Genomic DNA, 10,811 nt, shown 5'->3' with positions numbered 1-10,811 from the left:
AACGAGTTCGCTATGTTCAAATGCCCCTCCATCTTATGAACTCAAATCTACGCCGTTATCAATAGAAAGCTTTTTTCCCGGCCAGTGAAGGTGCAGACCGCGCCGGCCCCCCGGCCCCAGCCCCACGCCGCCCGCCCACCCGTGACCGAGCATGACCTGCTGCGCGCTTTTGGCTGCGACGTTTAACCTGAGGTGTGCCCCAGAGTTGTTCTTCCAAGACCGCCCCGGCCTTCACAGGTGGGGCGGTGTTCCGTGGACTGTTGGAACAACGCTGCTCAGTGTGAGCGTTGCCGCAGTACGCTGGTCACGTCCTGTAGCCGCAGGCCGCGCAGGGCCAGGACCACCAGCAGGTGATACAGCAGGTCGGCGGCCTCGCCCAGCAGGGCCTCATCACTCTGGGTCACGGCGGCCAGGGCCACTTCTACGCCTTCTTCGCCCACCTTCTGCGCGGCGCGGCGCGGCTCGCCCTGAAGCAGCCGGGCGGTGTAGCTCTGCTGGGGGTCGGCTCCGCGCCTGTCCTGCACGGTGCGTTCCAGGCGGCCCAGCATTTCCAGGGCGGGCGGCTCTGCGCTGAAGCAGCTGACAGCCCCGGTGTGGCAGGTTGGCCCCTGCGGACGGGCCAGCACCAGCAGCGCGTCACTGTCGCAGTCGGCGCTCAGGCGGACCAGCTGCAAGGTGTGGCCGGAGCTTTCGCCTTTGGTCCACAGGCGCTCCTTGGACCGGCTGTAAAAAGTGACCAGACCACTCTCCTGCGTATGCTCCAGCGCCGCTTCGTTCATGTAGCCCAGCATCAGAACCTGCGCGGTGTCGGCGTCCTGCACGACGCAGGGCAGCAGGCCGTCCATCTTGGCGAAATCGAGGGTGGCAGGGTCAATCGTGGAGGAGTCAGAGGTCATGACGTTCCTTTCGGGGTGGGGTCGGCGGTATACACCGGGCGAATGCTGATGCCTTGTCGGCTCAGTTCGGCTTTCAGGTCGGTCATCTCAAGCAGGCCTTTGTGGAAGACCGAGGCGGCCAGCGCCCCATCCACCCCAGCCTGCCGAAAGACGTCTGTGAAGTGCTGCGCTGCGCCCGCGCCACCCGAAGCAATCAGCGGCACTGGGCAAATGGCGCGCACGGCAGCCAGCTGGGCCACGTCGTAGCCCTGGCGCACGCCGTCGCGGTTCATGCAGTTCAGGACGAGTTCGCCCGCACCGCGCCGCACGGCTTCGCGCACCCAGGCAAGCGTGGTCCAGCCGGTTCGTTGGGTACGGGTTTCGTCGCCAGTGAACTGATAGACGCGGTATTCGCCCGCCTCGTCCTGAAAAGAATCTATCCCGACCACCACGCACTGCTGCCCGAATTCGGCCACCAGCTCCTCAATCAGCTCAGGCCGTTCGAGAGCGGGCGAGTTCACCGAAATTTTGTCGGCTCCACGGCTGAGCACCTCGCGGGCCTGCGCCACGCTGCGGATGCCGCCCGCCACGCAAAAGGGAATATCAATCACGCGGGCGATGTCCGACACCCAGGCTTTGCTTACCGTGCGCCCGTCACTGGACGCAGTAATGTCGTAAAAGACCAGTTCGTCGGCCCCGGCTTCGGCGTAGCGGCGGGCCAGCGCCACCGGGTCGCCCACCACTTCATGGTCCCGGAACTGCACGCCCTTGACCACCTGCCCATCTTTGACATCCAGGCAGGGAATGATGCGGCGGGTGAGGTTGGAAATGGGTGCGGTCATGCTTGGGCCTCCTGTGGTGCGGGGGCGGCGTCCCAGACGGCCTGAGCCTGGGGTAAGGTGAACCGCCCGGTCAGCAGCGCCTTGCCCAGAATCACGCCCGCGACCCCAGCGCGGCGCAGGGCAGCGATGTCGTCTAAGCTGGACACGCCGCCCGACGCTTGCCAGCGTAGCTCCGAATACTCGCGCACCAGGGCGGTATACAGCGCCGTGTTGGGACCGCTGAGGGTGCCGTCACGGGAAATGTCGGTGCAGAGGATGTGCCGGGGCTGAGCGCCCAGTGCGGCCAATTCGTCTAGAAAGCTGTCCAGGCTGCGCTCTGAACCGGCCTGCCAGCCGTGGGTGAGCAGGGTGCGGCGTCCGTCTGCTTCCAGGCGCAGGTCCAGCGCCAGCGTCAGGCGCTCAGGGCCGAACTCGCGCAGCCACGCGGCAGCCTGGGCAGGGTCGGCAATCGCGGCGCTGCCGACCACGACGCGGGCCACGCCGCTGTCCAGCAAGCGGGCAATGTCGTCCGTGGTGCGGATTCCGCCACCCACCTGAAGCGGGAGCCGCAGCTCACGGCTCAGCCGGGCCAAGAGTTTCAGCTGGCGCTGCGCCGGGTTGCGTGCCCCATCGAGGTCCACCAGGTGCAGCAGCTCGGCCCCCGCAGCCTGATGATCCAGCGCCAGCGGCAAAGGGTCGGGCGCAAATACGGTTTTCTGGGCAAAGTCGCCCTGGTACAGCCGGACGACCTCGCCGCCCAGCAGGTCAAGTGCCGGAATCAGCATGGATTCGCCTCCAACTCCAAAAAGTTGCGCAGCAGCCGCGCTCCAGCCGGGCCGGACCGTTCCGGGTGAAACTGTGCGCCAAAAAAGTTGCCCTGCCCCAGCACCGCGCTGAAAGACCCGCCGTAGGTCGTCCCGGCCAGGGTCGCCGGGCCTGGCGGCACCGCATAGCCGTGAACGTAGTACACATAGGCCCCATCCAGCCCCGCCAGCAGGGGAGAAGGCCGCGCCGCGTCCAGCCGATTCCAGCCCATGTGCGGCAGGGTCAGCCCGCCTGCGTCCATGCGCCGGGTGACGGCGTCAATCACGCCCAGGCAGCGCTGATTCTGCCCGTCCTGCGCCGATTCTTCCGACTCGCGGGTCAGCAGCTGCATGCCCAGGCAGATGCCCAGCACCGGCTGCCGCAGTGAGCGCAGCACGTCCGGTAGGCCCAGGCGCTCCAGCTCGCGCATGGCCGCCCCCGCCGTGCCCACGCCGGGGAGCAGCACCCGCTCGGCGGTCTGGAGCTCGCCCGCGTCAGCAGTGACCAGTGGCTGCACGCCCAGGCGCTCCAGGGCAAACACCACCGAAGCGAGATTGGCGCAGCGGGTATCCACGATGGCAAGCGTTGCCGGGGCTGCCATCACAGCACCCCCTTGCTGCTGGGGAGCGCGTGGCCCTCGCGGCGAAGGCACTGCCGTAGCGCCCGCCCGAACACCTTGAACAGGCTTTCCACCTGGTGGTGTGCATTGCCGCCGTCCGTCACGCTCAGGTGCAGGGTCGCGCCCAGTGTCTGGGTCAGGCTCTGGAAGAAATGCTCGACCAGGCTGGTGTCCAGTTCGCCCACTTTTTCGCGGGTAAAGTCAGCGCTGAACACCAGATAGGGCCGCCCCGACAGGTCCAGGGCGCATTCGGCCCGCACCTCGTCCATCGGCAGCACGAAGTGACTGGTTTGCTCAGGAGTGATGTCCGGGCCATCACTGCGGTCATGCCCGAACCGCCCGATGCCGCGCTTGTCGCCCAGCGCCTCCCGCAGCGCCTGCCCCAGCGCCAGCGCGGTGTCCTCGACGGTGTGGTGCTCGTCAATGTGCAGGTCGCCGGCCACCTCCACCTCCAGCGCGAAGCCGCCGTGGGTGGCGATCTGGTCCAGCATGTGGTCAAAAAAGCCCACGCCGGTACTGATGCGGACCGGCCCGCCCGCGTCCAGATTGACCCGGACGGTGATATCGGTTTCGCGGGTGGTGCGCCGCACTTCGGCGGTGCGCTCCCGTCCCAGCAGCCCCGCAGCGATGGCGGGCCAGTCCAGGCCCCCGCCTTCACCACCCCGGCGGTAAAGGATGCCTTCAATCCCCATATTCGCGGCCAGTTCCAGGTCCGTGGCGCGGTCCCCGATCACAAAAGAGCGCCTGGGGTCAAAGCGCCGCTCGCGCAGTTCGTCCAGTACCAGGCCCACCTTGGGCTTGCGGCAGTCGCAGCCGTCTTCGGGAAAGTGCGGGCAGATGTACACCGCGTCAAAATTCACGCCCTGGGACGCAAAAATATCCAGCATCATCCTGTGTGGTGCCTCGAAACTTTCAAGTTGAAAGCTGGGGGTGCCCAGGCCGTCTTGGTTCGAGACCATGACCAGCCGGAAGCCAGCCGCTTGCAAGTCGCGCAGCGCTGGAATCACCAGTGGCTCCAGCTCCAGCTTGTCCAGGGCGTCCAGCTGCTTGTCGGTGGGCGGTTCCAGCACCAGCGTGCCGTCGCGGTCAATAAATAGGGTGGGCTGATTCATCAGGACTCTCCTTGTGTGGACGGACTCAGGCGCACTTCGGCGGCGCGGGCGTGGGCTTCGAGGCCTTCTTCGCGGGCCAGGGCTGTTACGGTGGGGGCCAGCGCCTCCAGGCCAGCGGCGGTCACGGTCTGCACGGTGTAGCGGCGGTAAAAGTCGGTCAGGCCCAGGCTGGAATAGGCCCGCGCCGCGCCATAGGTGGGCAGCACGTGGTTGGTGCCGGTGGCGTAGTCGCCGCCCGCTTCGGGGGTCAGGTGCCCGGCGAACACCGATCCCGCGCGAATTTGCCCAATGAGCGCTTCGGGCCTCGCCACCTGCAAGCTGAGGTGCTCAGGTGCATAGGCGTCGGCCACCGCTGCGGCTTCGTCCAGGGTGCCGGTCAGAATCAGTCGGCTCTCCGCCAAGGCGCGCCCGGCGATGTCCCGCCGGGGTAGCCCTTGCAGCTGCTGGGCGAGTTCGCCGCGCACCGCTTCCAGCACTCTGCGCTCGGGGCTGACCAGCACCACCTGTGAGTCGGGGCCGTGCTCGGCCTGGGACAGCAGGTCGGCGGCGGCCCAGGCGGCCTGGGCGCTGGCGTCGGCCACCACCAGCAGCTCAGATGGGCCAGCGGGCATATCTATGGCGGGGCCGCCCGCTTCAGCGCTTACCAGGGTCTTGGCGGCGGTCACGTAGGCATTGCCAGGACCGAAAATCTTGTCGGCACGGGGTACGCTCTGCGTTCCGTAGGCCAGTGCAGCGACAGCCTGCGCCCCGCCCACCCGCACAAAATCGGTCACGCCCACTTTAAGCGCGGCGTAGCACACGGCGGGCGAAAGTAGCCCGTGCTCGTCCGGCGGGCTACATAGAATCACCCGCTCGCAGCCCGCCAGCGCGGCAGGAACCCCCAGCATTAGCACGGTGGAAGGCAGCACGGCGCTGCCGCCCGGCACGTATAGTCCCACCGTGCGGACAGGGGCCCAGCGCAGTTCGCAGTGCACCCCCGGCGCGGTGTCCACGCTGACCGGCTGGGGCTGCTGCGCGGCGTGAAAAGCGCGGATGGTGTCGTAGGCGTGGTCTATGGCGCGGCGAACGGTGTCGCTCACCTGCGTGGCCTGGGCCTGGACTTGTTCTCGGCTCAGCAGCGGCGAGTCCAGTTCTACCCGGTCAAAGCGGGCGGTGAGCCGCAGCAGAGCAGCGTCGCCTTCTTCCCGCACTTGCTGCAAGAGGCCCTGCACCTGAGCGGTGATGTCTGCGCCCGCGCTCTGGGAGGGGCGGCGCAGCACCTCGCGGCGGGCCGTCTCATCCAGATCGGCCCAGACGGTGATCGGCGGAAGGGTGTCGGTCATATCGCTGCCTTTCTTTGGAGGCTTGGTCTTTGGGGTGGCTGCATCACAGCATCTTCTCGATAGGCAGCACCAGGATGTTGGAGCAGCCCAGTTCACGCAGGCGTTCCATCGTCTCCCAGAACAGGTTCTCGGTGCTGACAGCGTGAACCGCCACTTCGGCGTCGGTGTGGCCCAGGCGCAGCACGGTGGGGTGCTCGGCGGGCAGCAGCGCCGTGACTTCTTCCAGACGGCCCACTGGGGCGTGCAGCATGATGTATTTGCTCTCGCGGGCCTGCTGCACCCCGTCCAGCCGGCGCAGCAGCCTCTCTAGCGTGACCTGCTGCGCTTCAGGCAGTGCGCCTGGGCGGGCAATCAGCTGGGCCTGTGAGCGAAAAATCACTTCGCGCTCGCGCAGGCCGTTGGCTTCCAGGGTACCGCCGGTGCTGACCAGGTCGCAGATAGCGTCGGCCAGCCCGGCGCGGGGGGCCACTTCCACCGAGCCGGTCAGCATCACGGGCGTCGCCTGAATGCCTTCGCGCCGCAGCCAGTCGCGCAGCAAATAGGGGTAGCTGGTGGCAATGCGCCTGCCTTCCAGCGGGGCCGCGCTGTCCTCCTCGGCCCGCCCAGCGATGCTCAGGCGGCAGTGCCCGAAGTCCAGTGAGCGCAGCAGCCGGTAGTCGGCGGGGGAGCCGGCCACCTCGCGTTCCAGCCGGGCTTCTTCCAGCACGTTTTCGCCCACCACGCCCAGGTCGGCGGCCCCGTCCATCACCAGGCCAGGAATATCGTCGTCGCGTACCCGCAGCAGGTCCAGCGGCCAGTCTTCAGCGTGCGCCATCAGCCGGGCTTCGTGCAGGTTGAACCGCAGGCCGCAGGCGCGCAGCAGCTTGAGGGTGTCGTCGCTGAGGCGGCCCGACTTTTGCATGGCAACTTTGAGGCGAGGTGGGCGGGTAGAAGGGGCAGGCGCAGGCTGAGTCATGGGTGATCTCTCCAGCAGAACTCCCCCGGGAGAGCCGTGGTGGTGGCTTCCGGGGGAGTTCTGCGCTCTGGTAAAGGAGGAAGGCACCATCAAGTTGCCACCTTCCCACTTTCGGGGCGTGGCTAACTGGTGTGATGGTGCGAGGAGATATACATCTGTGGCGGTAGCTTATGCTCCCTGGCCCCGGCTTGTCAATCATCGCTTTGCTGCTAGAGACTGCCCTATGCGGTGGTTGCCTTTGTGGCGTATGTCTGTATAATCTTGCAATGACGGATACGGCAACGGCCTCTTCTCTTTATGGACGCCACCTGCTCAGCTTGCTGGAGTGGAGTGCTCAGGACATTCTGGCTCTGGTGGGCCTGGCTGCTGAACTCAAGGGTGCGCGCCGTGACCGACAGGAATATCCCAATCTGTTGGGCCGGAGCCTGGCGATGATTTTTGAGAAAGGCTCGACCCGCACCCGCAGCGCTTTTGAGCTGGGCATGTTGGACCAGGGCGGCTACGCCGTGTATCTGGACAGCCGGGGTTCGCATATTTACAGCAAGGAGTCAAATAAAGATACGGCCCGAGTCTTGGGGCGGATGTATGACGCGGTTATGTACCGGGGCAGGCTCCAGCGCACGGTGCAGGAGCTGGCCGACCACGCTGGCGTGCCGGTCTACAACGCGCTGACCGACGACTTTCATCCCACCCAGATGCTCGCGGACCTGCTGACCATGCTGGAACACAAGCCCGGCCCGGCGAGCGATATCGCCTACGCCTACCTGGGCGACGCCCGCAACAACATGGGCAACTCGCTGCTGCTCCTGGGGGCCAAACTGGGGATGGATGTGCGGATTGCCGCGCCGCAGCACCTCTGGCCCGAAGAAGACCACGTGGCCCGCTGCCGCGAGTTCGCAGCCCAGAGTGGTGCTCGCCTGACCCTGACGGAGAACGTGCAAGAAGCGGTGCAGGGCGCCGACTTTATCCATACTGACGTGTGGGTCAGCATGGGGGAGCCGGTGGACACCTGGGGCGAGCGGATTGGCGAGTTGCTGCCCTATCAGGTGAACGCAGCGGTGATGGCTGCCGCGCAGAACCCAGATGTGAAATTCATGCACTGCCTCCCTGCTTTTCACAACGCCGAAACCCGCTTGGGGGCCGAGCTGATGCGCCAGCACCCACACCTGTCAAGCGGCCTGGAAGTGACCGACGAGGTGTTCGAGTCGCCCGCCAGTATTGTGTTCGACCAGTCAGAAAACCGGCTGCACACCATCAAGGCGCTGCTGGTGGCGACCCTCTGCCCGGAGCCACAGGTGAGGCTGGACGCCCCTCAGGACAGCTTCAGGGTACGAGTGCCAGCAGGCTGAAAATAAAGTTCTGGCCCCGCCACGGCGCGCCCGACCATCTCCGGGGCCAGAGTAAACCCGCTAGGGTCATCGGTTACCGCGCCCAGCTGCGTGGCGTGGGCCGCGATGGCGGCAGCTTTGCGGGTGGTGTATGGCCTGGTAGGAAAATGTAGGGCCGCAGCTTCGGTAGGGGCTGGCCAGTCTGCTTCTGCGCCGCGCTCGGTCAGCCACACCGAGTAGCCCAGGACGGGCGCAGCAGTGGTAGCCAGGACAGGATTCCAGGCCGCGCGGTGGTCAGGATGAGGGTCGCGCCGCCAGGGCAGCAGCACCAGTGCAGGCGGAGCTGCCGCAAAGGCCCGGCGCACGGCTTGAGTGATCTCGGCAGGGGGGACAGCGGCCAGCGCTCCGTCCGGGAAGCCCAGAGCGTGTGTCCGCTCCGCCGGTACGCCCAACGCTGCCAGCCCTGCGCGCCACTCGGCCAGCCGGGCCACTGCCAGCCGCTCACGGGGATATGCGCGTGAACCGGGATGCGAGAACCCGCCGTCGGTGAGCAGCAGCGCCCAGACCTCGGTGCCCAGGTCGCTTAGAGCGGCGATAAGGGCACCGCAGCCCAGCGCTTCGTCGTCCGGATGGGGAGCCACCACCCAGACGGGGCCGGGCAGGCGGGCCACGTCCAGCTCGCTGGAAGCTGCGTGCCAGCTGCTCAGCTCCATCCGCCGAACCCTTCTGCCAGTGTCGCTGTGCCCACCTGCAAGCGGGCCGCGTCGGGGGCCGGCTGGCGCAGGTAGTGGCGCAGGTCACGGATCAGCCGCTCCGGGTCGTGGGGGGCCAGCAGGCCGCGTGCTCCTACTGCCCGCTCAGCGGCCTCGCACGCCTGCAAACAGGCGTCTTCCGTCACCACCCGGCACAGGGCCACGTACTCCAGTGCTTCTTCCCCGCGCCAGGCCAGCCGCCTTCCACCCTCCAGCACCGTTTGCCAGGCGGCTTCAACCCCGGCGGCAGCTTCGGCAAAGCGCAGGCGCTGCACGTCATCCTCGGCGCGGCCCAGGTGGCCCAGCACTGCGTGGGCCGAGGCCAGCACCGCTTCGGCACCGCCCAGCTGAGCGGCCAGGAACCGCAGCGCCCCGCCGCTGAACTCTGGCTGCCGGTAGTAGTCGCCTGCTGCACCGATTTGGCTGGTCAGCGGCAGGGTCAGGCCGCTTAGCTCGGCCCGCGCACTCACGCTGGCCCGCATCCCCAGCGGCTGCCAGAAGCTGTGGTCAAAGCGTTCTGCAGGCAGCGGCGCTGGGGCCAGCAACATCACGCGGCCTTCGCCCTCCACCTCGGCGGGCAGCAGAGGCCGGACAAACTCTGCGCCAGAAGTAAAGGTCTTGTTGCCTTCCAGCAGCCAGCCCGCCGGGGTGCGCTGCGCCCGCAGCCCCGGACCCTCTTCGGTGTTCCACACGCCGAGTACTTCGCAACTGGCCGAAGCGGCGACCAGTTGCTCGGTGGTGCCGTAGCGTTCTATCAGCCCCAGGGCGTTGAGGTGACCTTCGTATAGCCGCGCCACCGGCAAGCTCAATCGGCCCACGGCGCGCAGCAGCGGCAGCAAGTCCGGCCCGCGCAGGCCGTAGCCCAGGCCGCCCGGCAAGCTGGCCCGCAGCAGGCCGCATTGGTGCAGCGCTGCGAACGACTCAGCAGGAAATGCTCCGTCAGCGTGGCGCAGCGGCGCTTCGGCCAGCAGGGTGGGGGCGGCCTGGGCCACTCGGTCCAGCACAGCACCGAGTGGCAAGGGTTCGCTGGGCGGCGGTGGAGACTGCGCGGGCAGCGAACCGCGTTCCCAGGCTTGCACCTCCTGAAGCGCAGCGGCCAGCGCAGCTTCGGGCGAGCGTGACCCCTGCGCGGCGGGGCCGCTGTAGTCCAGCAGGCCGTTGTGGCAGTGGCGGTCATCTACCCAGCCGGGGTGGTTCAGGACCGGATAGAGGCACACCCCCAGCAGCGGCACGCCCTGCGCTCTGGCCCCCAGGGCCTCATGCGCAACCCAGCGCAGCCAGGCAGGCCGCGCCGCACTCTCGGTGCCGGTTTCGGCCAGCATCAGCGGCAGGCTGTAGTGCCCATACACCTGGGCCAGCAGCTCACGCAGTGGCCGGTATTCCGGGTCCGCTGGCTCCAGCACCCGCCGCCGCTCATGCTGCGGGTGGTGCATCCACTGGTTGACGGGATAGTAGTTCAGCCCCAGCACGTCCACCAGGTCTGGCGAGCCGCCCAGTTCTGGGTACAAGCGGCCCAGCAGCATGTCCAGCGCCTCGAACTGCGAAGCGTGGAAGCCATCGGCGTCGGCCCACTCCTGCGGGCGCTCAGGGTGGCGGTGTACGGCAATCAGCGGTTCGGCCAGCAGGAAGCGCACTTCAGGCAGCGCCTCACGCAGCGCCCGCGTGGCGGCAATGGCCGCGCCAGCCAGGCAGCGCTTGAGCTCGTGCCCACGCCCGTGCGCGAACGGGGCGAAGTCGCCCACCTGCCCACCGGCCCAGGCGAAAAAGGAAATCTCATTGACCGGGCAGACCCATAGCGGCCCCACCGTATGCTGCGCCAGGAACTGGCCCGCTGCCCGCGCATAGGCCGCGAAGGCCGGGGCAAAGTCTGGCGAGTACGGGTCCAGAAAGTCCGGGTAGCCGTAGTGCATCAGGTCCCAGATCACCTGTACGCCGCTCGCCTGGGCCGCCCGCACTTGCGCCTCTGCTGAACTGAAGTCGTATTCGCCGGGCCGCCGCTCAATCAGCGGCCAGCGCAGGCCGTCGCGCACAGTACTCAGGCCCAGACTCTGCACGGCGGCGTAGTCGGTCGCCGCCAGGCGGTCATGGGCGGAGGCGTCAATCACGTCTACCCGCCGCCCGGAGCGCAGCCGGTGGGTGCTGCACTCGAATCCGCCCATCCAGAAAGAGGCAAAAGGAGAAGAAGGTCTATTCACCCTTCCTACCATGCTCCACCCCGCTTGC

Annotated in this window: 10 protein-coding genes; 1 reads left to right on the top strand and 9 read right to left on the bottom strand. The window is 67.4% G+C overall.

Annotation, left to right across the window (positions count from 1 at the left end):
- Positions 1-275 precede the first annotated feature (275 nt).
- From hisIE to hisG, 7 genes are read right to left on the bottom strand one after another with little or no spacing between them, the layout of a single operon-like run.
- On the bottom strand, positions 276-896 hold the full coding sequence (gene hisIE, locus IE158_RS01740; protein WP_189641942.1) for a bifunctional phosphoribosyl-AMP cyclohydrolase/phosphoribosyl-ATP diphosphatase HisIE: 621 nt from the start codon (positions 894-896) through the stop codon (positions 276-278).
- The gene (gene hisF, locus IE158_RS01735; RefSeq protein ID WP_189641941.1) at positions 893-1,717 is read right to left on the bottom strand and encodes an imidazole glycerol phosphate synthase subunit HisF; all 825 of its coding nucleotides are present in this window, start codon (positions 1,715-1,717) and stop codon (positions 893-895) included. Before hisF ends, hisIE begins: the two co-directional genes overlap by 4 nt.
- Positions 1,714-2,481 (bottom strand): 1-(5-phosphoribosyl)-5-[(5-phosphoribosylamino)methylideneamino]imidazole-4-carboxamide isomerase, encoded by a 768-nt coding sequence (locus IE158_RS01730; RefSeq protein WP_189641940.1) that lies wholly within the window; start codon positions 2,479-2,481, stop codon positions 1,714-1,716. The genes hisF and IE158_RS01730 overlap by 4 nt, the downstream gene beginning before the upstream one ends.
- The gene (hisH, locus tag IE158_RS01725; protein WP_189641939.1) at positions 2,475-3,101 is read right to left on the bottom strand and encodes an imidazole glycerol phosphate synthase subunit HisH; all 627 of its coding nucleotides are present in this window, start codon (positions 3,099-3,101) and stop codon (positions 2,475-2,477) included. The genes IE158_RS01730 and hisH overlap by 7 nt, the downstream gene beginning before the upstream one ends.
- Positions 3,101-4,231 carry a bifunctional histidinol-phosphatase/imidazoleglycerol-phosphate dehydratase HisB gene (gene hisB / locus IE158_RS01720; protein ID WP_189641938.1) on the bottom strand — a complete coding sequence of 377 codons (1,131 nt, stop codon included), beginning with the start codon at positions 4,229-4,231 and terminating at the stop codon, positions 3,101-3,103. Before hisB ends, hisH begins: the two co-directional genes overlap by 1 nt.
- Positions 4,231-5,553, bottom strand: coding sequence for a histidinol dehydrogenase (gene hisD, locus IE158_RS01715; protein WP_189641937.1), 1,323 nt, complete (start codon positions 5,551-5,553; stop codon positions 4,231-4,233). Before hisD ends, hisB begins: the two co-directional genes overlap by 1 nt.
- Before the next feature lie 43 nt (positions 5,554-5,596).
- The gene (hisG, locus tag IE158_RS01710; RefSeq protein ID WP_189641936.1) at positions 5,597-6,508 is read right to left on the bottom strand and encodes an ATP phosphoribosyltransferase; all 912 of its coding nucleotides are present in this window, start codon (positions 6,506-6,508) and stop codon (positions 5,597-5,599) included.
- Between the two features lie 266 nt (positions 6,509-6,774).
- Here hisG and argF point away from each other — a divergent pair, with 266 nt between their 5' ends.
- Positions 6,775-7,857 carry an ornithine carbamoyltransferase gene (argF, locus tag IE158_RS01705; protein WP_189641935.1) on the top strand — a complete coding sequence of 361 codons (1,083 nt, stop codon included), beginning with the start codon at positions 6,775-6,777 and terminating at the stop codon, positions 7,855-7,857.
- Here argF and IE158_RS01700 read toward each other — a convergent pair.
- Both IE158_RS01700 and IE158_RS01695 read right to left on the bottom strand, forming a co-directional pair.
- Positions 7,821-8,549, bottom strand: coding sequence for a PIG-L deacetylase family protein (locus IE158_RS01700; RefSeq protein WP_189641934.1), 729 nt, complete (start codon positions 8,547-8,549; stop codon positions 7,821-7,823). The two genes, argF and IE158_RS01700, sit on opposite strands and share 37 nt — an antisense overlap.
- Positions 8,540-10,783: an acyl-CoA dehydrogenase family protein gene (locus IE158_RS01695; RefSeq protein WP_189641933.1), complete on the bottom strand. Its 2,244-nt coding sequence runs from the start codon at positions 10,781-10,783 to the stop codon at positions 8,540-8,542. The genes IE158_RS01700 and IE158_RS01695 overlap by 10 nt, the downstream gene beginning before the upstream one ends.
- Positions 10,784-10,811: the final 28 nt, after the last annotated feature.

Source organism: Deinococcus piscis, from assembly GCF_014653275.1.
Classification (GTDB): domain Bacteria; phylum Deinococcota; class Deinococci; order Deinococcales; family Deinococcaceae; genus Deinococcus; species Deinococcus piscis.
The sequence above is the reverse complement of the archived record's forward strand: the minus strand, read 5'-3'. Positions and strand labels throughout refer to the sequence as shown.